The following is a 24,465-nucleotide window of genomic DNA, read 5'->3' as shown; positions in this document are numbered from 1 at the left end:
TACATTACATTTGAATGTAAAAGAATGGGCTCGCATATATTTGGAAGGGATGTCAGATTAATTTAGGGGGTAGTTATGTCTATTCTTTTAAAAGCTGGTGCAGATGCAGGAAATAATGGTTTGAAGTTAATGGTGAAAGGGCAGGAACCTATTTTTATTCCGAGTATTTATTCCTTATATATAGGTGAGTCTACGGGGTTGTTAGATGAGGGTGAAGTTTCATCGTCAGAATTAGAGAATCACATTGATGTGACCATTAGTTCTCCATCGCTAATGTTAAATAATGTACGATACATCGTTGGAGAAAAAGTGATTCAAGATCAATTAAAAGGTACTGAAGTGGAGAAAAAATCAAATAAATCTACTGATGAGTTAATGGTCATTACAATCCTTTCAGGTTTAGCGATAAGTGCTATGCGTCAAAGCCCTACTTCAAGTCATATTAATATTCGTTATGATTTATCTGTTGCTCTTCCAATGCAACTTATTACACAGGAAATTGCTGCTGAAAATGCGAAACGGTATATGGGTAATCACAAGGTCATATTCCATTATCCAAATGGACGCGATGTTACGATTAATGTTTCTATTGAGTTTTGTAAATGTCTACCTGAAGGCGCTTCTGGGACGTGGGGGATTGTATATGATGAGGAAGGAAATGTTGTGAAACATAAAATAGAATGTGAACAAAATCAAGTTTCAGAAATTGATTTTGTAGATAAAACTTTATTGTCTTTTGATATTGGCGCGGGGACAACGGAAGAAGTTGTTTCATTAGGGGTAAATTTCCGTCCGCAATTAAGTAAAGGATTATCGTACGGTGTAAAAGAAACGTTACTACAAATTATTACGAGATGGAATCGGAAATATCCTACGAAAACAATTGATAGCATTACAGAATTTAACCAAATTTATTTAAATGAAAAGCACCCAAGAAATGCATTGTTAGTTGAGGAATCGCAGCCAGCATTTTTAGGTTTAGCAGCACGTGTCGCAACGGATATTATTAACAAAATTGATGATATGAAAGACGATCCATATGTATTTATTTATGGTGGGGGCGCAGTTATTATTAAAAATAGCTTAAAAATGATTTTGAAACAAAAAGGACGCTTGAAAAATGTGATCTTTGTAGATAACCCGTTATTCACCAATGCTCGTGGGTTATTAGTATATACATGCTCGCCAAAATATAGAGAGCATAAGCAAAAAGAGTTAGGGTTTACAAACTTAACGATAAGTTAGTTGGTGGAAGTATGCGATCTAGGCGATATAAACGTGGTGATCGAGTGAAAATTAATATTAATAAATCAGTATCGCCTGAAATGATTGCTTGGCTTAATAAACAATCTAATCCAACTAATTTCTTTTTCTTTGCGGCCCAGCAATTATTTAAACAAGTAGGAGATATTGATGTATCAAAAACCTTGCCAAGTAGCCATGTTTTTTCTTTATATATAGAACCATCATCTCTATTAAAAGTTGAAATGAATCCATTTAAACACGTACCACTAGAAAATAGTAAATCCACCGAAAATGTAAAAAAAAAATCGTGGGAATCTGTTGACCAGTTAGATTGTCCATTTTTTTAAGCATAGAAAAATATAGGTAGAGCCCATCACTATACATACGAATGCAGTGATGGGTTTTTGATATTGTATCGTAATTTCTATAAAAAGAAGAGTGCAATACAATTTGTGTCCTTCTATTAGTTGCTTAATTATATATTTTGCATGTATGTTCTGAAACTGCATTTATAATTTTATCCCAGTCATCATAATGATTCTCATGTCCTGTACCTTCAAGGGTTAATAGCTTTGAATTCGGAATTTCATCGGTAAGTGCGAGTCCATGTTCAAGTGGTAAAGCTGTATCGTCCGTACCGTGAATTACTAAAGCAGGTAATTGTATCGATTTAAGTATACCTTCATAAGAATCATCACCTGTAAGAAGAGCGTGATTAAACATACTTAATAGATTGTCAGCTCGCTCTATTTCTTGCCTTACTTGTTTGTAAGCCCTTTCTTCATCGAATATACGCTTTGATCCACATAGTAGACGTGATCCTGTAACTAAATATTGCGCTACAACATCTTGATTCGTCCAATCTAAATTTGCACCATTAGCATGATGTGTCAAAATTCTTTCATCCATTGGAGGCAAATCCCGAGTATTGTTATCAGATCCAATAACGCTTGTTGCTAGTAATGTTAAGGTTAAAATTCTTTCTGGGTGTTTTACTGCAGCGATTTGAGAAATCATACCTCCTAATGACATGCCAAAAAGGTGTGCCCTGTCAATATGATACGAATCGAGTACCCCGATTGCATCTTCAGCGAGGTCTGCTACAGTGTAATTGGAAGTCCCAGGCTCATATGTAACAGAGCGCCCAACATCACGGTTATCATAGCGAATGACAAATCTCCCTGTACTAGCCAACCTTTCACAAAATTCTTCATCCCAATAAACCATTGAACACGTAGCTCCCATAATTAATAAAATTGCTGGGTTATTAGGGTTGCCAAAGCTTTCTGTACATATATCAATACCGTTTACTTTGAAAATCTTCTCTTTCATAGTTTTCTCTCCATTTCATTTAAAGTTCATTAACAAATAAAGAAAATATAACTTGGGGAGTTTCTTAACCTTAAATTAGAGTGTATTAAAGTAAGATGAAAGTTTTATATTCATCTTACTTAATTAGTAGAGTAGCATAAATATCACCTCCAAATATAATTATGTTCATTCAAAACAAAATATTTTGAAAAATAATTATAAGTTATTAATATAAACAACAAGGAGGAGAGGAAATGAAAGCAATTGTTATTAATCAATATGGTAGTGTTGAAGAATTACAAGAAAGACAAGTTCCAAAGCCGGTTGTTAAATGTAATGAAGTATTAATACGCATACACGCAACATCTGTAAATCCTGTTGATTGGAAAATTAGAAAAGGAGACTTACAAGAAAAGTTACGATTTTCATTTCCAATCACTTTAGGTTTAGACGTCGCTGGTGTAATTGAAGAAGTTGGAGAAGATGTGGATTCTTTCAACATAGGGGATAAAGTATTTACGAAACCTGAAAATATAGGGAAAGGCTCTTATGCTGAATACATTACAGTGAAATCGGATTTAGTAGCCCAAATGCCAAATAATCTTAGTTTTGAAGAATCAGCATCTATATCCCTCGCAGGACTTACAGCTTGGCAAAGTCTAGTTGATTATGCACAAATAAAAGAAAATGACCGAGTATTCATTCATGCTGGAGCGGGCGGAGTAGGAAGTTTTGCAATTCAAATCGCGAAATCATTTGGGGCTTTTGTCGCAACAACTGCAAGTAGTAAAAATGAAGAGTTTTTAAAGTCCTTAGGGGCTGATCTCGTTATTGACTATAAAAAAGATAAATTTGAAGAGTTACTATCAGATTATGATATTGTGTTAGATACAATCGGCGGAGAAGTACAAGAAAAAAGTTTTCAAATTATTAAATCTGGTGGTGTTCTAGTTTCTATCGTTCATGAACCACTTCATGAAGTAAAGAGCATAAAATCAGGGTTTTTATGGTTAAAACCAAGTGGAAAGCAATTAGACGAATTGTCTGATTTGATTCAGGCAGAAAAAATCAAACCAATCATTAGTAAAGTTCTACCATTTAATGAAGAAGGAGTTAGAGAAGCTCATATTTTAAGTGAAAGTCAGCATACGAGAGGGAAAATTGTAATTAAAATGGAATAAAATTCACATAAATATGCGAGTGGTGACTGGATAAAATAAAGATTGCCTCCACTCGCATATACTACATTTTTTGAACGACATAAGTAATCGCATTCGTTTTTAATTTAATGTGTTTTCCGTTACGTACAATATCATACGATAAACTCTTAATTTCAATTTTTACTTCTTGCCATTCAGTATAAACGTTTTTTAGTACAAGTATCATTTCTTCAGTAGGAAGATTAATTTCAACTAACACATCTAATTTTTGATTCGTTTCCAAGCCAATCTCTTGAATGTTAGAGTTGACAATTAAACAGTTGATACCGCTACTCTTTGTTCCATTTTTCATAGAGTGAAGCACTTTCTTAAAGTCTTCTTCTGATTTCACATGTTCTAAACTTGATACTGCAACGATGTAGTCATAAGTATTAGGTGCAATATAGTAGTCTTCAATTGCTGAATGTTCTGTTTTTATCACTTCATATACACCATGTTCTTTGCTGTAAATTTGTAACTTCGTTAAAGCTGAATCAAGTAGATCTACACAAGTAACAGTGCCACCAGAATTCATGATTTTTTGTGCAATTGGAATACTGTTTCTGCCTACACCACAACCGAGATCTAGTACTTGTAAATTGTTCTGTTCTTCAAAAAAATCCATCATGTCCATAACTGTTTTGACAGGCTTATAAAGCCATGATCCTGCTTCGAATAATTTGTATTGTTCATAGCATAAATCATGATACTTTTTCTCTTCTTGTCTTATGTAATCGATTCTGTTCATAATGTTTCAGCTCCAATGTTTTCATAACGAAATGAATATGTTGGACAACCTTTCACATTTGTTTGAATCCGAAATATACCACCGGCATGTGGGTACTGTTTTAATTCCTCATCCGTCATTCTTGTTCTGGCTGTTGTTATATATAAATCGGTTAAATTTGGTCCTCCAAATGTACACGACGTTACATATAACGCAGGAATCGGAATACTTAAAATTTGTTCTCCAGTTAAGGGATTCCATCTAGTAACCTTCGAGCCTCCCCAATGAGCAATCCATAAACAGCCTTCTTCATCAATTGTCATACCATCAGGTAGACAATCATTTTCAGGAAAAATGATAACATCACTTGGATTACTAATTTCTCCAGTATGTACATCATAATCAAAACGAACAACTTTCTTAGTAGGTGTATCAATGAAATAAAGAAATGTATGATCAGGGGACCAAGCTATACCATTTGACGTATTTACATGTGCAAATTTTTTATCAACGTTGAAATTATTGTTTAAACAATACAAGGAACCGGCAGCATTAATGCCGCATAAGTCTGTAGTGCCTGCCCAAAAACGGCCAGCTGGATCGCATTTCCCGTCATTAAAACGATTTTCTAATAAATGTGGTTCAGGATCATATATATGCGTAAGTTTTTCTGTATTTAGATTAAGAGAGTAAAAGCCTCTTTCCATAGCTAAAAGTACTATATTATCTAAATATGGAACAATGCAACCAATCTGTTGGTCAAAAGTTATCACTCGGTTTGTATTATTAACGGGATTATAAAGGCATAATTTCTTTTCAATAATATCAACCCAATATAGAATTTGTTTTTTCTCATTCCAGCAAGGGCCTTCAGCTAAGCTAGACTTTGCATCAACAATTAATTCTATATTTCTAATCAATATGATTCACCTCTATCCTATAAAGATACATATAAAATTCGATAAAAAGGGAGGTAAACCTTTTGTTGGATTGAAATAAAGATGTACTTATAAAAAAGAATACCTTCTCAAATAATCCGAAAATAGCGTATAACTATGGGGAGGAAAATGCATATGATGTTTTATGAAATTATTTGCTTCTCATGTAAAAATGTATTTCGCGTATATGAAGGAAGTGAAAAGTATAAGCGATTTAAGGAGAAACGAAAAGGGGCATATTGTTGTGATGAGTGCAGTCACAAGATACAATTAGAAGCAATCAAACATTTTTTTAAATAGTGAAAAAAATGTTTGATTAACATGGGTTCAGAAAAATTTGACAATATATACGTTATAAATTATTATATGTAAAAAACTAATATATAATTTGGCGTTGAAGAGAAGAGTAGTTAAGAAAGAATACGTACAGAGAGCTCTGGTAGCTGAGAAAGAGCGGTATACATCTTAATGAAAAAAGACTTGGAGCTGCGCAAGGAACTAATTTATTTAGGGATGGTGCGACGGGTTCTCCCGTTATAGAGATAGGGTATAAGCATATTTTGCCGTACCTGAAAAGGTTAATATGGTGACGTATTAACAAACTGAGGTGGTACCGCGAAGCTAATAACTCTCGTCCTCAAGATGAAAAATCTTGGGGGTGGGAGTTTTTTTGTTTTATAAAAACTGAAAATGGGAAACAAAAAATACAATTGAGGTGAGTGGCATATGCATTGGGCGTATGAAGTAGCACATGAATTAATTAGAAAACATCCAAATAAAGAAACTTTTGTTTGTGCATCTGGAATTAGTCCATCTGGTTCTGTTCATATTGGGAACTTCCGTGAAATAGTAACGACTTATTTCGTTGTAAGGGCTCTGCAAGATTTAGGGAAAAAGACTCGTTTTATCTTTTCATGGGATGATTACGACAGGTTTAGAAAAGTTCCCAAAAATATTGATCTATCTTTTGAACAATACATTGGTATGCCGTACTGTGATATTCCTGATCCCCATGGGTGTCATAACTCATATGCAGAGCATTTTGAAAAAGAGTTTGAGAAATCGCTACAAGCATTTGGGATTGAAGTGGAATTCATTTATCAGCATGCTGAGTATAGAAGTGGAAGGTACAACGAAAAAATATTAGAGTCTTTGTATAAAAGAAAAGAAATATATGATATTTTAATGGGTTTTAAAACTGGAGAGTGTAGCGATGAAGAACGAGAGAGCTTTTATCCAGCTACATTGTATTGTGATAGATGTGGGAAAGATGCAACAACTATTACCCATTTTGCCGAACTATTAAAAACAGTTCGGTATGAATGTGAATGTGGAAATAAAAATGAATTATCAATATTAGAGACAAATAAAATGAAACTGAATTGGAAAATAGACTGGCCGATGAGATGGGAAGTAGAAGATGTTATTTTTGAACCTGGAGGGAGAGACCACTCATCTGAAACGGGTAGTTATAATGTATCAAAAGAAATTGCAAGGAAAATATTCAATTATGAAGCTCCCCATTACGTTGCTTATGATTTCATTGGAATTAAAGGGCATCATGAAAAAATGTCCAGTTCTTCAGGGAATAGTATTACACCTAGTGACTTATTAAAAGTGTATTTACCAGAAGTAATTCTTTTTATGTTTGCAAAATATAAGCCGGGCGCAGCTTTTAATATCGGACTTGATGAAGATGTTATCCGAAATTATACAGAGTATGAACGATTGAAAGATAGTTATGAAAATAAAACACTAAAAAATGAAGATTTATTTGATGCAATTAAACTTTCTAGACTTGATAGCCGATTTAAAGAGTATCCAAAGTTTAATCAAGTAGCAGGAACTTTACCTTTATTAAATTTTGATTCATCTATTTTACAAGATATATTAGAGGAAATAGATAGGAGTTATGCATTACCTGAAATGATAGCGATAAGTAATCGTGCTGAGTATTGGATAAGAAACTTTCAATCTAAAAAATTAATTGCGGTAAATAAAGAGAAAAATACGGAGTTTTATAACACATTAGATGAAAGGCAGAAAAAATGGCTAGTAGAAGTTTGTAAAATACTTCGTTCTAATAACGATCATTCTAAACTAATGGAGCAATTGTATACGATTTGTCATCATGAAAATAAAAAAATAATGAAAGAAAATCAAAAACAATTATTTACCATTTTATATAGGCTCATTATGAATCAATCAAGTGGTCCACGTATACCATTATTAATACATGTGGTAGGCGCTAGAAAATTCGTCACATTATTAGATTTCTAAAATATAGTTAAAAGCAACGCAAGTACTCAATAGAATAAGTACTTGCGTTGCTTAATTTTTACTATCTTGAATACATTTTTGGACATTCATCACCACTTGGTTCGTAAAAGCAATGGCTTTTAAATTGCCCTGCAAACGGCTGATTATACCATTCAGGTGGACAAGCTCCAACTGGACGAAAATACCAAAGAGCCCATCGTGCTGGCCAGCGCCATTCACCTTGTAAAACTTTTCTTGCGATTTCTTTTTCTGATTCACGGGCACGTTGATAAAAGTAACCGTATTGAACTGCTTCGAATCCGCCAGGGCTTTGATATACTGCATCACGCACAGATCGAAGTTGTTTGAAATCTAAGCAATCACAAAATACACGGTTTACTACAACACATCCAACAAGTTGTTCACCTTGTCGTCCTTCGCCCTCAGCTTCAGCACGGATTAAACGTGCTAGTAAATCAACGTCACTTTCGTTGTATGGAATAAGGGGCATTGTAATACCACCTTTCTTTACCTGTTATAGTAAAGAGTGTATGTTTCAAAATGAGCTAAGTGCATTTTTCTTGAAAATAACTACTAATTTTAAAAAGGAGCTTATGCAGATAAAAGCTAATTATTATATAGAAGATAAAAACGAAAAAGGAGAGGTACTATGCATCGTATTCATAAAGAACCTATCATTTACGCAATGTCACCAGAAAATAATCCATGTATTGAAGTAGAAATTGGGAGCCGTCTTGTATTTGAAACATATGATTGCTTTGAAAATCAAATTGATTCTGAAGATGTTGTGTTTCAAGAATTAGATTGGAATCGAATAAATCCAGCGACCGGACCTGTACATATTAAAGGTGCAGAACCTGGTGATGTATTAGTCGTAACGATTGAAAAGATTAAAATTGCAGAGCAGGGTGTTTTAACTACAGGTGCGAACCTAGGTGTAATGGGTGATGAGCTAAATGAAAATACAGTAAAAATTGTCCCAATACATAATGGACATGTTTCATTTTCAAATGAACTGCAAATTCCAATTAATCCAATGATTGGTGTGATTGGTACTGCACCGAAAGAAGAGAGTATTTCATGTGGTACACCGCATGATCACGGCGGGAATATGGATTGTAAAGAAATCAAAGAAGGTACAACGTTATTATTACCTGTAAATGTTCCTGGTGCTCTTTTAGCATTAGGCGATTTACACGCTGCGATGGGTGATGGTGAAATTGGTGTTAGTGGAGTAGAGGTTGCTGGTGAGGTAACTGTAACTGTTCAGACTATAAAAGGAAAGAAATGGCCATTACCATTGGCTATTCAAAAAGAAAAAATAATGACGATTGCTTCAGAGAAATTGCTAGATGATGCAGCGAATCGTGCTGTACGTAATATGGTGACATTTTTACATGAAGAATTAGAAATGTCTAAAGCTGATGCAACTCTTTTATTATCAGCAGCAGGTAATTTAAAAATTTGCCAAGTTGTGGATCCATTAAAAACGGCGCGGATGGAACTAGGAAGGGAATATGTGGAGAAGTTAGGATTTTCTCTAAATGAATTTCATATTAAATAAGAAAAATAGAAAAAGGATACTTTTGCATAAAAGTATCCTTTTTCTATTTTACGGATTTTGTGAAAAGAGGTAGTATTTATTTATATAAGTATATTTGAGATTGTGGGTCAAAAAGGAGTTCAGAGATGGTTAAAATTATGATTGTTGAAGATGATATGAAAATTGCGGAGCTATTATCAACATATGTTGCGAAATACGGTTACCAAGGAATTATTGTAACAGATTTTCAAAATGTGTTAGACATATTTTTAGAAGAACAACCGGAGTTAGTTTTATTAGATATTAATTTACCAAGTTTTGATGGTTACTATTGGTGTCGTCAAATTCGCGGGGTTTCCACATGTCCGATTTTATTTATTTCGGCCCGTGAAGGTACGATGGATCAAGTTATGGCGTTAGAAAATGGTGGCGATGATTTTATTCCGAAGCCGTTTCATTATGAAGTTGTAATGGCGAAAATTCGTAGTCATTTAAGACGTGCTTATGGAGACTATGCACCGAAACTAGAAGAACGAATGATTGAGCAACAAGGTCTTAGTTTATATCCCGAAAGACTTGTATTAAAACTTAGGAACCAAGAGATTGATATAACGAGAAACGAAGCCATTTTATTAGAGATGTTAATGAAAAACTATCCGCGTGTTGTGAGTAGGGAAGTATTATTAAATAAATTATGGGATAGTGAATCTTATGTTGATGATAATACATTAAGTGTAAATACAACACGTGTGCGTAAAAAGTTAAAAACGTTACAAATTGAAGGAGCAATTGAAACAATTCGTAGTGTTGGATATAGATTACATATTACTTGGGATAATGGTATGGAAAAATGATAAGGTTATTTATACGTGATCATATACCACTTATTTGTTTTACTGCGATCCAACTACTAGCCATATTCTTAGTTTATTGGTTTGATGGGCATAATCATATTTCAACGGCATTATATGCAATGTTTTTAGGTGCTTTTTTTATGGTAAGTTATTTAGTATTTCGTTATTTTACACATCGTTCTTTTTATGAACGTTTAGCAAATCCGTTGCAATCTTTGGATGAATCTGTTCAAAAATCTGATTTTGCAGTTTTATCTACTGCTCTCCAAGATTTGCTCGAAGTACAATATCGACATTATCAAAATCAGCTCCAGTTACAAGAGAGGAAAAATAATGATCATTTAACCTTTATGAATCAGTGGATTCATCAAATGAAAACACCTTTATCTGTAATAGAATTAATTACACAAGATGAAGTGGATTCACGTTTTGAAAGTATTAATGAGGAAACTGATAGGTTGAAAAAGGGATTAGAGATGGCTTTGTATGTCGCGCGTTTAGAAGCATTTACACAAGATTTTTATGTAGAAAGAGTACAACTACATAAAATAGTGAATGATTCCGTGCATGAACATAAACGCTTCTTTATCCGGAATTTTGTATATCCTGAGCTTAGAATAGATAAGGATATTATTGTAGAAAGTGATGCGAAGTGGTTACAATTTTTAATTGGTCAAATTATATCGAATGCGATTAAATATTCATCAGGTAGTAGAGAAAAGATTAAAGTGATAGCACGTAAGATAGGTAATACAGTTGTACTTGAAATTATGGATAGTGGCGTAGGGATACCGAAGCAAGATTTACCAAGAGTATTTAAACCTTTCTTTACAGGAGAAAACGGTAGAGATTTTAAAGAATCAACTGGAATGGGGCTATATCTTGTATATGAAATTACGAAACAATTAGGACATAGTGTAGAAATCCATTCAGAGGTTGGTAAAGGTACCATTGTACGAATAATATTTTTTAATGTGTAAAAAGTGATTCAGGCTAAAGAACTTTTAAGATAAGTTTTTTAGCCTTGTTTTGTAATACTGATACAATTTGAGAATGTAAAATTATTTACATAAGAGAAGATAAACTCAACTGAAAAGGAAAAAGAACAACTAGTCATACACATGCTTTTTAGTAATAAAAGTGCTTTTTGGGTAATTGATAATGACTGGGGGATTGAAATGGATATTCGTAAAATGAAATATTTCATAACAGTGGCAGAAGAATTAAACTTTAGCCGTGCGGCAGAACGTCTTATGATGGCACAACCGCCTTTAAGTCAAGAAATTCGAAAGTTGGAAGAAGAATTAGGTGTTCAACTTTTTCATCGAACAAAAAGAATGGTTGAACTTACGGATGCTGGAAAAATATTTTTAGAAGGTGCGCGGCAAACATTGCTTCAAGTAGATAGAACTATTAAAGAAACACAGCTCGCGGATGAAGGGAAGATAGGACATTTAATAATCGGTTTTGTCGATTCTACAGAAACAGTTATAGACATATTAAAAACATTTCGAGAACGATTTCCTAAAATACAGCTTATATTACGCGAGATGACAACAGACCAGCAAATAAAAGCGCTCTATGAAAAACAAATTCACATTGGATTTATTCGTTCTAAGCAGAATAATGAAATATTGTCTTCCGAAGTTTGTTCTAAAGAACGTTTAAAATTGGTTTTACATGAAAATCACGCATTAGTTTCGTTACCTAATATTTCTATTAAAGAACTAGTAGATGAACCATTTATTTTATTTCCTCGTCATTTCGGTACTAACTTTTATGATTTAATTATTAGTTACTTTTGGGAACATGGAGTAAGTTTAAATATTGTTCAAGAGGCGATCCAAATGCAAACTATTGTGAATTTAGTTGCAGCAGGAATGGGGATTTCTGTCGTTCCATCATCGGTGGAAAGCTATAAAAAATCGGGTGTCATGTATAAAGACATTCAAGAAAATACACCGAAAATAAATTTATATGTTGGATGGAGACAAGATGAAAAGTCTGTCGTATTAGAGAACTTCTTAACAGTTGTTAGAGAGGTTTATACGACTTCACAATTTGAATTTGAAAAGTAAAGGCCCATCTTGATGGGATGGGCAGTGGGAAAGTTGGATAGGAAAACTCCCATTTTTATTTTAAAGTCACTGAAGATTCAACCTGTTTTACTCGGATCGTACTCAGCGAAACCTTTTAGTATATTATCAATCTGATCCATAATTTCAGGTTGCAATTTAACACTAGAAGCAATTACATTTTCTCTTATTTGCTCCGGATTTGAAGCGCCAATAATTGCAGAGGAAACAGCTGGATTTTGTAGTACCCAAGCAACTGCGAGTTGTGGTAGGGTAAGATTAGTTTCTTGCGCGATGGGATTGAGTTTCTGAATTGCAGTGAGTACATCATCACTCATCCAACGTTGCACGAGTTTGTGGAAAAATGGTTTACCAGCATCTGAATTAGCACGCGATTGAGTCGGCAAGGGTTTACCAGGTTGATATTTTCCTGAGAGAATACCTTGTGCAAGGGGAGACCAAACAACTTGACCAAGCCCCTCACGTTGACATGTTGGTATTACATCAGTTTCAATAACACGCCACAACATCGAATATTGAGGTTGGCTAGCGATAAGTGGAATGTTCAATTCTCGTGCAAGTGCTGCACCGCGGGTAATTTGTTCTGATGTCCATTCACTTACGCCTAAGTAAAGGACTTTACCTTGTCTTACAAGATCAGCAAAAGCTAACATCGTTTCCTCAAGGGGAGTTGTTGAGTCAAATCTATGTGCATAATAGACATCAATGTAGTCTGTCTGCAACCGCTGTAACGATGCATTGCAATTTTCTATAATATGTTTTCTCGATAATCCACGATCATTTTTTCCAGGTCCGGTCGGATGGCATACTTTTGTACATAGTTCTATGCTTTCTCGTCGTATACCTTTCAAAGACCGGCCAAGTACTTCCTCGGCTATCGTGTCCGAATAAACATCAGCAGTATCGAACGTTGTAATTCCAACATCCAGTGCGGCTTTCACACAATCATTTGCAATATCTTCATTTACTTTCCCGCCATGGTTTATCCAGTTCCCATATGCAATCTTACTTACTGTTAATCCACTGTTTCCTAGTTTGCTAAATTCCATTGTAGAATCCCTCCTTTTAAAATGATATCTTTATTATAAGAACTGAAATGTAATATGTATAATATATAATTAATGATACATTTATATAAAAATTATATAAGAGAGAGTGCTTAGAAGTTTACTACTAAAGAAATCTAAAGCCAGTAGTATTACAGATGTTGTTTGTGTTTGATCGATATGAAGTGAAGATAAATAGACCTAAAAGAAAGCAATCATTTTCACAGCACGTATAATCGCATTTACTCATACAGTACTACTATGGTACAATATGGTTACTAACGACGGAAAGGAATGATGGGTGGACGATGATTAACTAATCTTATTTTTAAATGTTGAAATTCAATAAATTTCAATTTATAAAAAATAGGATTAGTCTGCCCAATTTCCTTACAACGGTATTGCTATTTATTATGCGTAATAGCTTATTTGGGTATAAATATGTTAACGACTAATCCTGCCAAATTTATTTGGGAGGATTTTTTTATTCTCCCTTAATGAAAGGGATCGGTATTATGAAAGAACTTTTAAAATTAAATGATGTTTATGTTGAAATAATGGAAAATACTTTATTAGAGAAAATGAATGTGACAGTAAAACAAGGGGATGTTATCGGATTAATTGGTAAAAACGGTGCCGGTAAATCAACGTTACTTCAATTAATAAATGGGAAGATTGAGCCATCAAAAGGGATTGTTGAATGGCAGCAAATGAATATGACAACGGCATATGTTGAACAAGAAATAGAATATTTTATTAGTAATGATATGATTGCAAAAGAAGCAGAACTTCTTGCGAAATGGGGCGTGCCAACGAACGATTTTCTTACTTTAAGTGGTGGTGAAAAGCTGAAAGTTCGACTAGCAAAAGGATTTGCCGAAAATCCTAATTTATTAATATTAGACGAACCGACAAATCATTTAGATGAGATGAGTACGGAATTTCTCATTAAGCAAATAAAAAATATGAAGGGTACAGTTATCGTTGTATCGCATGATCGATACTTTTTAGATGTTGTCGCAACTAGAATATGGTCAATTGAGGATAAGAAATTAATTGACCATATCGGTAATTATACGAGTTATATGAAAGCACGTGAGCATAAAAGAATGACGCAGCAACGTGAATATGAAAAACAACAAAAAAAGATAGAACAAGTAGAAACACATATAAAAGAATTAAGTTCATGGTCACAAAAGGCACACGCACAGTCTACAAAACAAGAAGGAGTTAAAGAGTTTTATCGTGTAAAAGCGAAGCGAATGGATGCGCAAGTGAAGTCAAAACGAAAGCGTCTCGAAAAAGAGCTGGAGAAAACGAAAGTAGAACGTGTGAAAGAAGAGTATTCAGTGGAGTTCTCTATTCAAGCGAATAAAAAAGTAGGAAAACGCTTTTTAGAAGTAAAGAAATTAAAAAAAGACTTTCATGGAAAGACATTATTTGAAAACGTTAATTTTACAATCCAGCACGGTGAGAAGGTTGCGATTGTTGGACCAAACGGTAGCGGGAAAACAACATTACTGAAGATGATTATGGGAACGGAAACTGTACAAGGAGAAGTATGGATTTCACCATCTGCAAACATCGGTTATTTAACACAAGAAGTATTTGATTTACCACTGGATAAAACACCAGAAGATTTATTTTTTAAAGAGACATTTGAAGAAAGAGGAAAAGTCCAAAATTTAATGAAACATTTAGGATTCCAAGCTTCTCAATGGAAAGAGCCGATTGAGCATATGAGTATGGGGGAACGAGTAAAATGCAAGTTAATGGCTTATATTTTAGATGAAAAAGATGTACTTATTTTAGATGAACCGACGAATCACCTTGACCTCCCTTCACGTGAACAGCTTGAAAATACATTAGCTGAGTATAATGGAACACTCGTTATAGTTTCTCACGATCGATATTTTCTAGAGAAAACAACTAACACGAAACTCGTGTTTTCAAATAATACGATACAAAAGCAGCTAGAGGAACCTATTAAAACAAGAGATGATATTGAAGAGCTACGTTTAACGTTAGAAACAGAGCGACAAGAAGTATTAGGTAAATTAAGTTTCTTAACTTCTAACGATAAAGAATATAAAGAACTTGATGAACGATTTATAGAACTTACGAAGCAGATTAAGGCGCTTTAATATAATTAAGGGGGATTAACATGGGAGAAGAGAGTTCGACTAATTTATTTAGAATAGACTGTGGAGATATATACTTGCAAGAGTTTACTATCAAAGATGCGGAGAGTATTTATAAAATATCGAATCAACCGGAAATAGAACAGTTTTTACCAGACTGGAAATCAACGAAAGAACAAAGGATTGACTGGGTTATTAATGATGAAATACCAGCAAACAAAGCATTTCTTGATGCAGTGACAAAAACGTCTAACATAGATGGTCATATATTAAAGCTAGGAATATTTAATAAAGATACAAATGAATTTATTGGATGGTGCTGCACAAGCATTAAAGAAGAACTCCCTTCACCAAATAGAGAAATAATGTATGCTATTTCAAGCGAGTATCAAAGCAATGGTTACGCTACGAAAGCGACTAAAGGGTTAATTGATTATTTGTTTAAAAATACAAATGTAGATGTCCTCAACGCAATTGCTTTAATTAACAACGTACCATCAAATAAAGTTATTGAAAAATGTGGATTTACTTATTTGAGCCAACAGACGATAGAAAACCAACTATATAATCATTATTTATTGAGCAAATCAGAGTGGATAAAAAATATTGCTCTTTAAAAGGAGTTATAATGGAATGAAATGATTTTAAAAAAGCTTAGAGTTAAAACTCTGAGCTTTTTTATGTACTATTTACTTTTGGATTATACTTATGAATTATAAGTTATTATTCATCGTTTTGAAGTTCTATAGTTATTCTTTATAATATATTTTATGTTGCTAATAAAGAATACAAGGAATACAGCAACTTTTAATGATGATAATCGTTTCTTAAACCCACTTTTATTTATATATTTAATAGGCTTACAAGGTGTCCTGGCAACCAGAAATAAGTAGTATTGTATTTTATACTACTATATAGATAATATAAGATGAATAATCGTTAATTATAGTTTGAAAACAGGTTTGTTATCAGTTTTTTTAGAAATCTTACAGGCGTGTAAGATAAATGAAAGATGAATCAATATGTGCTATAAGACAATTCATTTACACTTTATAGTGAGCAGTGGAAATGAAGGGAGAATATAAATGGAAATTTTACATGCAAAAAGTATTAGTAAAGTATATAAAGGGAAAATACCTTTTAAAGCATTGGTAGATATTGATTTATCAATTCAAGAAGGTGAATTTGTAGGAATTATGGGACCATCAGGTAGTGGGAAAACAACATTATTAAATATGGTATCTACTATCGATTCTCCTTCATCGGGAGAAATATTAATAAATGGTACAAATCCTTTCCAGTTATCATCAGACAGTTTAGCTTTATTTCGTAGGAAACAATTAGGATTTGTTTTTCAATCATTTAATTTACTTAGCACACTTACAGTGAAAGAAAACATTGTATTGCCGATGACATTAGATGGTGTATCTGTACAAGAAATGAACAAACGAGTGGAAGAAATTGCAGAGAAATTAAATATTGCAGATATATTGAGTAAAAGAACATTTGAAATATCAGGGGGTCAGGCTCAAAGAACAGCAATCGCTCGTGCTATCGTTCATAAGCCGCAATTATTACTTGCAGATGAACCAACAGGGAATTTAGACTCTAAATCTTCAAATGATGTAATGGAGATGCTAGATACTCTTAATAAAGAAGAAAAAGCAACGATGATGTTAGTTACACATGATCCGTATGCAGCGAGTTTTTGCAGCAGAGTTATATTTATTAAAGATGGTCAACTATATAACGAAATTTATTGTGGTGAAAGCAGGCAAGCCTTTTATCAAAAGATTATGGATGTCCTTTCTTTGTTAGGAGGGAAAAGGCATGACTTTTCGTCAGTTCGCATTTAATAATATTTTTCGTAATAAGCGTACATACGCTGCCCATTTTTTAAGTTGTGCATTTTCTATTATGATTTTCTTTACGTATGCCCTGTTATTATTTCATCCTGATTTACAAGGGGAATTAAAATCGACGAGTACAACAATAAGTGCATTTGGTACATTGGGATTTTCAGTTTCGCAAGGCTTGATTTTTGTATTTTCATTTTTCTTCATTCTATATTCAGTTAGTTCATTTTTAAAAACGCGTAAGAAAGAATTTGGCATTTTAATGATGCAAGGTATGTCAATGAGACAGCTTAAGAAGTTATTGTTAATTGAAAATATGTTGATTGGACTTGGGTCAATTTGTATAGGGATTTTCATAGGACTCATATTTTCTAAACTAGTCTTATTGATAAGCGCTAGTGTATTAATGATTAATAATGGTTTACCTTTTTATATACCAGTGCGGGCTGTATTATTAACAGTTATCACATTTTTTTTCTTGTTTTTAATTGTTTCACTATTTACATTTAAAATGATAAAAGTAACGGAACTTGTGGAACTTATTCGAGCAGAGGAAAAGCCAAAACCTGAACCGAAATCTTCAGTTTTATTATCGCTACTTTCTTTAATTAGTATAGGGTATGGATATTTTTTAGTATTTCGCTTCATACCAAGTACCAGTTTTATTACGCTTGGGATAGGTGTGCTCCTAGTAATTATAGGAACGTACTTTTTATATACACAGTGTAGCGTTTACATATTGCACCTTGCTAAAAGGAGAGAATCTTTCTTTTTAAAGAGAACAAATATATTAACATTTTCTGAATTAATTTACCGTATGAAAGATAATGCAACGATGTTTTTTATAGTATCTATTGTTTCAGCGGTTGCATTTACAGCGATTGGTACGACAGCTGCTCTTGGAAATAGGGATTTGGTAAGGATGACAAATCCCTATACATTTTTGTATGGAAGTTTTGAAAACGATAAAGTATTAAATGAAAATCTTTCTATTATAAAAAAACACCTTTCTGATGCTAATATTCCGTATCGAGTGGCTTCATCTTCATTTATATACACAGAAAATAACGTAAATGTAATGAAGTTAAGTGAATATAACGATCTTGCTAAAGCACTCGGGTATCAACAAGAAACGATTGAAAAAGAAGATGAAATTTTATTAATTCCTGGAGTCGTATCACAAAAACAAGAATTTAAAAATGGCGACTATAAAAAGAATATAGAAGTCATTCAAGGTGACTGGACAAAGACATTTCATGTGAAAAAAGCTGTAGAAAATTTAGTTTTACCACATGATTCTAGAACTATTTATATCGCTGTTCAAGATCATGTATATGATGGAATACCTCTTACTAGTAATCTAGTTAATAATGACATTCCATATCGTACTTACGGATTTGTTGTAGATGATTGGATAAAAACGAAGAGAATTTCAAACGAATTAATTAGTACATTTGAGAAAGATACTAGAGTAGGTAATTTTGAATTTCGAGCTTTAACTATAGATTTGTTAAGTGCAAAGCAAACGAATGGACTATTACTTATGGCAAGTGTTTTAGTCGGAATCGTATTCTTTACATTCGCCGCTATTTTTATTTATTTCCGATTATATACAGATTTGGATCGCGATCAACAGCAATATAAACTGATTTCAAAAATGGGATTAAGTAAACGAGAGCTAAAAAAGGTTGTAACGAGACAGTTAGTATTAATGTTCTTCTTACCGATTGTCGTTGCAGTGATTCATACTGTAGTCGCTTATATGGCATTACAACAATTAGTTGATTTTTCTATAATAAATAGCTCTATCATTATTTTAATTTCATTTGTATGTATACAAGTTCTATACTTCTTTATTACTCGTTGGCGTTACATACAAAAGCTTTATAAGACTATGGGGCAATAAAATTATTTTACCTAAAAAGATTACAGAAAAGCATATGAAAAATAAATTGAATTATGAAAGGAACCGTGATGAAAAGAACTTTAACTATTTGTATGTTAACGATAATACTTTTAATAAGCTTTAGTGCATGCTCTAAAAAGGACAACCCATTTCCTGCAACCGGTGTATTAATCATTGGAGATGAAAATAAAACTTCACCTATTATTAATCGTTATCAGGAAATTACGAAAGAAAATGAAGTGTTTTCTGTGAAAACAGGTAAATATGGAAAAGGACAGGTGTTAATTTTAAATGAATCTACAGCACAAGCGATGATTAAAGCAAATATTTTTCGTAAACGAGATAATGGATCCAATATAAAACTAATAGATACGTTACCGAAATTCCCTAAAGAAGGCTCGCTGTTGTTTACACATGAAGACGAAAAGAATATGAAAAGTATTGAATTAGAAGGAAAAGAAATTCCTGTTTCATACGATAGTGACGCTTGGATAGGTAACACTCGTAAATATCCAACGCAATGGTATGTGATTGTATCAAAAAATAGTATGTATAAAGAAATAAAGGCAAATGAAACGAAAATGCACCTTCTTCATTTGAAAAAATCTCTAGGGGACGAAAAGCCTAAGATGTCGACAGATAATACATTGGTTAATGAAAATGTCAAAGTAAAAAAGCTAATTAAAGGTTTGGAAGGAGAAGTATCTTTTCAGTTTGTAACGATTGGAGAAAAACCTTAAAAAAGAGTTCGAGGCTGATGAAAATTTTATCAACTTCGAACTCTTTTTAGTTTATAGACCAATCAAATATTATGCTTTACATTACTTCATCTAATCGAGTCTCACTCGTTTCTTCAATCGCATTTGAATTTTGAGCTTCTTTTTCTTTACGAGACTTTTGTAGCATTTCAAGGATGATCCATAAAGGAACACCTTTATCCTTTAACATCTTCCATAAATCTAATTCGTTAAATTTATGCTCAGGCTGTTTCATTTCTTTTTCAGATAAACGAATATCGAACTTGATAGGATCATTCGCTTTCTTACCTTCAAGTCTAGTAGAAGAGATAGTATTATGCTCAAGATTAGATGGAGTTATTTTAGGAGGTTGAGATAATGTATGAATGTTTGATCCGATTTGCATGCTTTTTCCTCCTTTTCAAGTAATGAAATAAGTTTTCTTATGATTATTAAAGCCATTTAACATGAGGAAACTATATTTAATTATAAATTCGAATAATCAGATTTACAAGTTGTATTGTAAAAAGTAAATGTTTACTTGAATTAATATTTATCAACATTTGTGTATGTTGTCTATATATACAACGTATATAAAATACTTTACATTATGTTTAAGTTAAAAACTGATTGTGTCAATCTTTTTCACGGAAAAATGAAAGCGTTTAATTAGGGGGAGAAAGTATGGGGAAGTTATTTTTAAAAGTATGTTTTTTTACATTAGTGACTGTTTGTTCATTCGCAGCGAAAACAACTTACGCTGAAGAGAGACAACAAAATAATTATCCTATCATATTAGTGAATGGATTTGCTGGATGGGGTAGGGAAGAAATGTTAGGGGTAAAATATTGGGGTGGTGTTCATGATATACAGGAAGATTTAAAAAGAAATGGTTATACAGTACATACTGCTGCTGTTGGCCCTGTTTCTAGTAATTGGGACCGTGCATGTGAATTATACGCGCAAATTAACGGTGGAACAGTAGATTATGGTGCGGCACATGCTGAGAAACATGGACATAATCGTTTTGGTAGAACATATAGTGGTTTTGCACCGAATTGGAGTGAAACAAATAAAGTTCATTTAGTTGGGCATAGTATGGGAGGACAAACGACGAGAACATTAGTACAGCTATTAAAAGAAGGAAGTTATGAAGAAAAAAATCATGTGAAAAATCATCCGAACACAAAGATATCACCACTATTTGAAGGTGGTAAATCGTATGTTCATAGTGTTACAACATTAGCAACTCCTCACAATGGTACAACACTTGCGGACGGAAGTCTTCTGTTGCCGTTTGTTAAAGATTTACTCATTACAGCTGCAAGTTTAGGAGGAAACAATAATTTATCATTATATGATTTTAAATTGGAACAATGGGGTATAAAAAAGAATGCCGGAGAGTCTTTTTTCCAATATAGTGATCGTATTCTAAATAGTTCAATTTGGAAAAATACAAAAGATATAAGTCAATGGGATTTAAGTACTGATGGTGCAAAAGAGTTAAATAATTGGGTAAAGACGCAATCGGATGTATATTATTTATCCTATAGTGGACATGCATCGCAAGCAGCACCAATAACAGGCTTACATTTACCTCATATAACGATGAATAAAGTGTTAATGGGTAATGCATTTTTCTTAGGTTCCTATGCAAGATATGAAGAGAATCGAACATTAATAGATACTTCTTGGTGGCAAAATGACGGTGTAGTAAATACAAATTCTATGATTGCACCTTCATCTAATATTGCTGCAAATGATAATGAGTCTTTACAGGTTGGAAAATGGAATCATATCGAAACGAAAGCAAATTGGGACCATCTTGATATGGTAGGATTAAGCGTTTCAGACACGTTAGGTTTTTCTAATATTCAAGAGTTTTATAGAACAATTGCAGAAAAATTATCACGGTTACCGAAATAGATAATAATAAAGCGCTCTCGATGGAATTCGAGGGCGCTTTATATTATATTGAAAGAGGGATTTGGTAGAAAAATATGGGGGGATATTATGAAAATTCAAGTGGTATTATCAGGGTATGGGACAGTTGGTAAAGAATTTATTAAATTATTAAACGAAAAATATTTATATACAAATGAAACATATGGAATTGAGTTAGTTGTTAGTGGAGTGATAGGAAGAAATATTGCAATACATAACGGGAAAGGTTTGCAGATTAATGATTTATTGACGTATGGTGATGGTTCTGCTGCAATTGAAAAATATATCGAACATTATCCAGAGGAACGCGGAACGATTAATATAAATGGTACTGTATTGGTTGAATCAACTGCTACAAATCTTAAAAATGGAAATCCAGGGAAACAGTATATGAAACAAGCTATTGAAAATCAAATGGATATAGTAGCTATTTCAAAAGGTGCACTTGTTACAGCTTGGAGTGAACTGAATACAGCAGCACGTATTTCAGGCTCACGCATTCGATATAGCGGTGCAACTGCCGCTGCGTTACCGACATTAGACATTGGACAACTAAGTTTAGCAGGTTGTCATATTGAAAAAATAGAAGGAATATTGAACGGGACAACAAATTATATTCTTACAAAGATGCATGAAGAATATAAGACGTTTGAAGAAGCATTGCAAGAAGCACAAAATAAAGGAATTGCGGAGACTAACCCGTTATTAGATATAAGCGGGATGGATAGCGCTTGTAAATTATTACTTTTGACGAATAGTTTAATGGGAAACAATTATTCACTCAAAGATATAAAAATAAACGGAATAGAGCACGTTACAACGCAACAAATTCAAAATGCAAAGGAACAAAATAAATCAATTAAATTAATTGCATCAGCATATAAAGATGATAATGGAAAAGTAAACCTTAGTGTACAACCTTGTAATTTAGAGAAAGAACATCCGTTAGCAAATATAAATGGCACGGAAAAAGGAATTACGTTCTTTACAGATACAATGGGACAAGTCACTACAATTGGTGGAGCTTCTAATCCACGCGGAGCTGCAGCTGCTGCTTTAAAAGATGTAATCAATTTATATCGAAATGATTTATAGGCTTTATAACCGTACCGCTATTAATAAAAAATACATATGTAGTGGACCTTTTGAGAATGAAATAAATATGCGAAAATAATTGCAGGGGGTAAGAAATTGTTTAAAGATTTTAAAGTTGTAAAAGATCGTCCCGTTTATATTCAATTAAAGGATTATTTAAAAAAGATGATTATGAAAGGGCATTTGTTGGGGGACCAAAAAATCCCATCAACAAGGGAACTAAGTGAATTATTATCAGTGAGCAGAAATACAGTACTCTCTGCATATGCGGATTTAGAACAAGAAGGACTCATTTATGCAGTTAAAGGAAAAGGAAATTTCGTTGCGAAGGTGGATATAAGTAACACCTCGTCTGTTGAAATAGATTGGAAAAATAAACTTAATACAGTTACCACATTAGCGGATGAATTAGACTTAATGAAGCATGGAGTTCGCTGGGAAAAAGGAATGATTGTTTTTAATAGTATAGCCCCGGACGAAAAGCTATTTGATGTTGAAAATTTCAAAAGAGCTTTTCTTACTCGTATGTCCATTGAAGGGGATATCGTATTGAACTACGGATATGCAAAAGGTTATAGACCGTTAATGAATTATTTACTTCATTACATGGAAATGAAAGGTGTAGATATTTCGAACAAAGATATTCTAATTACAAATGGATTTACAGAAGGATTAGATATTGTGTTATCTTCTTTATCGAAGAAATCAGGGCGTGTTATTTGTGAGAACCCAACTCACCATGCTGCATTGAAGCTTTTTCGTTTACATGGACTTGAAGTTCATGGAATTAATATGAATGATGATGGTATTGATACGAATGAAGTAGAAAAAAGTTTGCGTGAAAAGGATTTTGATTTCGCGTATTTAATCCCTTCTTATCATAATCCAACTGGTATTGTTACGAGTTCGGAGAAAAGAACGGAATTGATGAGGTTATTTTCAAAATACAAGATCCCTATTATAGAGGATGGGTTTAATGAAGAATTACGTTATTCGGGTTCACATTTATCGCCATTATTAACTTTTGCAGGGGCTGGTAATAATGTGATTTATATTAGTAGCTTTTCAAAAGTACTTTTCCCTGGTTTACGTGTAGGTTGGATCATTGCAGATAAAGAACTGATACATTATTTAGAAAGTGTTAAAAGAGCCAGAACCATTCACACATCTACGTTAGATCAAGCTGTTCTGTTTCAATATTTACATGAAGGATATTTTGAAAAATATTTAAAAAAAGCAAGATCTGTTTATAAGAAAAAATATGAGTTAGCTGTTGGGGCGTGTAATCAGTACATTCCGTTTAAAAGAATGACTGGAGACGGTGGACTTCATTTGTTTATAGAGTTGGAAGAAAAAATTCAAGCCCGCACACTTTTACAAAAGTGTTATGAAAAAGGAGTTACGTTTTCTCCTGGAGATGTTTTTTACTCTGATGGAGGAGGAGCGAACACATTCCGATTAGGCTTTTCACGTTTGAAAGAACAGGAAATTGTTAGCGGGATTCAAATAATTGGTGAAACTTTAAAAAATGAAACTTGGAGTTGAGA

At 33.2% G+C, this 24,465-nt stretch carries 23 protein-coding genes and 1 other annotated feature; of the genes, 17 read left to right on the top strand and 6 right to left on the bottom strand.

All coding sequences use genetic code 11. The annotated features are described in order from the left end of the window. Window positions 1-75: 75 nt before the first annotated feature. Together SB773_RS21305 and SB773_RS21300 are read left to right on the top strand one after the other, a co-directional pair. On the top strand, window positions 76-1,245 hold the full coding sequence (locus SB773_RS21305) for a ParM/StbA family protein (protein WP_002013097.1): 1,170 nt from the start codon (window positions 76-78) through the stop codon (window positions 1,243-1,245). Between the two features lie 11 nt (window positions 1,246-1,256). Continuing rightward, complete coding sequence (locus SB773_RS21300) at window positions 1,257-1,592, top strand: hypothetical protein (protein ID WP_002085171.1); 336 nt, start codon at window positions 1,257-1,259, stop codon at window positions 1,590-1,592. A gap of 124 nt (window positions 1,593-1,716) precedes the next feature. Here SB773_RS21300 and mleBCA read toward each other — a convergent pair whose 3' ends face one another. Next, entirely contained in the window at window positions 1,717-2,577 is an 861-nt protein-coding gene (gene mleBCA, locus SB773_RS21295) for a BCA family alpha/beta fold macrolide esterase (RefSeq protein WP_410591946.1), read from the bottom strand. Between the two features lie 233 nt (window positions 2,578-2,810). Between mleBCA and SB773_RS21290 the strand changes: the two genes are divergently transcribed. Next, window positions 2,811-3,737 (top strand): NADP-dependent oxidoreductase, encoded by a 927-nt coding sequence (locus SB773_RS21290; protein ID WP_410591944.1) that lies wholly within the window; start codon window positions 2,811-2,813, stop codon window positions 3,735-3,737. A gap of 61 nt (window positions 3,738-3,798) precedes the next feature. Here SB773_RS21290 and SB773_RS21285 read toward each other — a convergent pair whose 3' ends face one another. Further along, on the bottom strand, window positions 3,799-4,503 hold the full coding sequence (locus SB773_RS21285) for a class I SAM-dependent methyltransferase (RefSeq protein ID WP_131247445.1): 705 nt from the start codon (window positions 4,501-4,503) through the stop codon (window positions 3,799-3,801). Further along, window positions 4,500-5,402, bottom strand: a complete 903-nt coding sequence (locus SB773_RS21280; RefSeq protein ID WP_410591942.1) for an SMP-30/gluconolactonase/LRE family protein — start codon at window positions 5,400-5,402, stop codon at window positions 4,500-4,502. The genes SB773_RS21285 and SB773_RS21280 overlap by 4 nt, the downstream gene beginning before the upstream one ends. Window positions 5,403-5,549: 147 nt before the next feature. Between SB773_RS21280 and SB773_RS21275 the strand changes: the two genes are divergently transcribed. Next, window positions 5,550-5,720 (top strand): DUF2197 domain-containing protein, encoded by a 171-nt coding sequence (locus tag SB773_RS21275; protein ID WP_131247443.1) that lies wholly within the window; start codon window positions 5,550-5,552, stop codon window positions 5,718-5,720. A gap of 85 nt (window positions 5,721-5,805) precedes the next feature. Beyond that, window positions 5,806-6,062: a binding site (T-box leader), on the top strand. Window positions 6,063-6,146: 84 nt separating this feature from the next. Next, the gene (gene lysS, locus SB773_RS21270; RefSeq protein ID WP_410591940.1) at window positions 6,147-7,700 is read left to right on the top strand and encodes a lysine--tRNA ligase; all 1,554 of its coding nucleotides are present in this window, start codon (window positions 6,147-6,149) and stop codon (window positions 7,698-7,700) included. 61 nt (window positions 7,701-7,761) lie between these two features. Here the strand turns inward: lysS and SB773_RS21265 are convergent, their stop codons facing one another. Beyond that, window positions 7,762-8,190: a cell wall hydrolase gene (locus tag SB773_RS21265; protein WP_002013108.1), complete on the bottom strand. Its 429-nt coding sequence runs from the start codon at window positions 8,188-8,190 to the stop codon at window positions 7,762-7,764. A gap of 159 nt (window positions 8,191-8,349) precedes the next feature. Between SB773_RS21265 and SB773_RS21260 the strand changes: the two genes are divergently transcribed. The 4 genes from SB773_RS21260 (at window position 8,350) to SB773_RS21245 (ending at window position 12,175) form a co-directional block, all read left to right on the top strand. After that, on the top strand, window positions 8,350-9,264 hold the full coding sequence (locus SB773_RS21260) for an acetamidase/formamidase family protein (protein WP_410591937.1): 915 nt from the start codon (window positions 8,350-8,352) through the stop codon (window positions 9,262-9,264). Window positions 9,265-9,389: 125 nt separating this feature from the next. After that, window positions 9,390-10,097, top strand: a complete 708-nt coding sequence (locus SB773_RS21255; protein WP_002127681.1) for a response regulator transcription factor — start codon at window positions 9,390-9,392, stop codon at window positions 10,095-10,097. Further along, complete coding sequence (locus tag SB773_RS21250) at window positions 10,094-11,077, top strand: sensor histidine kinase (protein WP_410591934.1); 984 nt, start codon at window positions 10,094-10,096, stop codon at window positions 11,075-11,077. The genes SB773_RS21255 and SB773_RS21250 overlap by 4 nt, the downstream gene beginning before the upstream one ends. A gap of 198 nt (window positions 11,078-11,275) precedes the next feature. Continuing rightward, window positions 11,276-12,175 (top strand): LysR family transcriptional regulator, encoded by a 900-nt coding sequence (locus tag SB773_RS21245; RefSeq protein ID WP_410591975.1) that lies wholly within the window; start codon window positions 11,276-11,278, stop codon window positions 12,173-12,175. 77 nt (window positions 12,176-12,252) lie between these two features. Here SB773_RS21245 and SB773_RS21240 read toward each other — a convergent pair whose 3' ends face one another. Further along, window positions 12,253-13,242 carry an aldo/keto reductase family protein gene (locus SB773_RS21240; RefSeq protein WP_410591932.1) on the bottom strand — a complete coding sequence of 330 codons (990 nt, stop codon included), beginning with the start codon at window positions 13,240-13,242 and terminating at the stop codon, window positions 12,253-12,255. Window positions 13,243-13,754: 512 nt separating this feature from the next. On the opposite strand from SB773_RS21240, the gene abc-f reads away from it, so the two are divergent. From abc-f to SB773_RS21215, 5 genes are all read left to right on the top strand, one after another. After that, a complete protein-coding gene (abc-f, locus tag SB773_RS21235) occupies window positions 13,755-15,383 on the top strand; it encodes a ribosomal protection-like ABC-F family protein (RefSeq protein ID WP_410591930.1) in 1,629 nt (542 codons plus the stop codon). A gap of 20 nt (window positions 15,384-15,403) precedes the next feature. After that, window positions 15,404-15,997 carry a GNAT family N-acetyltransferase gene (locus SB773_RS21230; protein ID WP_410591928.1) on the top strand — a complete coding sequence of 198 codons (594 nt, stop codon included), beginning with the start codon at window positions 15,404-15,406 and terminating at the stop codon, window positions 15,995-15,997. Window positions 15,998-16,465: 468 nt separating this feature from the next. Beyond that, entirely contained in the window at window positions 16,466-17,236 is a 771-nt protein-coding gene (locus SB773_RS21225) for an ABC transporter ATP-binding protein (RefSeq protein WP_000404262.1), read from the top strand. Continuing rightward, window positions 17,211-19,142 carry an ABC transporter permease gene (locus SB773_RS21220; RefSeq protein WP_410591926.1) on the top strand — a complete coding sequence of 644 codons (1,932 nt, stop codon included), beginning with the start codon at window positions 17,211-17,213 and terminating at the stop codon, window positions 19,140-19,142. The genes SB773_RS21225 and SB773_RS21220 overlap by 26 nt, the downstream gene beginning before the upstream one ends. A 53-nt stretch (window positions 19,143-19,195) precedes the next feature. Then, the gene (locus SB773_RS21215; protein WP_410591924.1) at window positions 19,196-19,882 is read left to right on the top strand and encodes a lipoprotein BA_5634 family protein; all 687 of its coding nucleotides are present in this window, start codon (window positions 19,196-19,198) and stop codon (window positions 19,880-19,882) included. 76 nt (window positions 19,883-19,958) lie between these two features. On the opposite strand, the gene SB773_RS21210 is transcribed toward SB773_RS21215, so the two are convergent. After that, complete coding sequence (locus SB773_RS21210; protein WP_410591922.1) at window positions 19,959-20,285, bottom strand: DUF3914 domain-containing protein; 327 nt, start codon at window positions 20,283-20,285, stop codon at window positions 19,959-19,961. Window positions 20,286-20,563: 278 nt separating this feature from the next. Between SB773_RS21210 and SB773_RS21205 the strand changes: the two genes are divergently transcribed. The 3 genes from SB773_RS21205 to pdxR all read left to right on the top strand — a co-directional run bounded on the left by SB773_RS21205 (window position 20,564) and on the right by pdxR (window position 24,463). Further along, window positions 20,564-21,805: an esterase/lipase family protein gene (locus SB773_RS21205; protein ID WP_060752205.1), complete on the top strand. Its 1,242-nt coding sequence runs from the start codon at window positions 20,564-20,566 to the stop codon at window positions 21,803-21,805. A gap of 87 nt (window positions 21,806-21,892) precedes the next feature. Continuing rightward, on the top strand, window positions 21,893-22,918 hold the full coding sequence (locus SB773_RS21200; RefSeq protein ID WP_410591920.1) for a homoserine dehydrogenase: 1,026 nt from the start codon (window positions 21,893-21,895) through the stop codon (window positions 22,916-22,918). Window positions 22,919-23,014: 96 nt separating this feature from the next. After that, a complete protein-coding gene (gene pdxR, locus SB773_RS21195; protein WP_002185703.1) occupies window positions 23,015-24,463 on the top strand; it encodes a MocR-like pyridoxine biosynthesis transcription factor PdxR in 1,449 nt (482 codons plus the stop codon). Window positions 24,464-24,465 lie beyond the last annotated feature (2 nt).

This window comes from Bacillus sp. SIMBA_074, assembly GCF_046534555.1.
GTDB classification, from domain to species: domain Bacteria; phylum Bacillota; class Bacilli; order Bacillales; family Bacillaceae_G; genus Bacillus_A; species Bacillus_A mycoides.
Note: the sequence above shows the minus strand (reverse complement) of the source record. Positions and strands in the feature narration are given on the sequence as shown.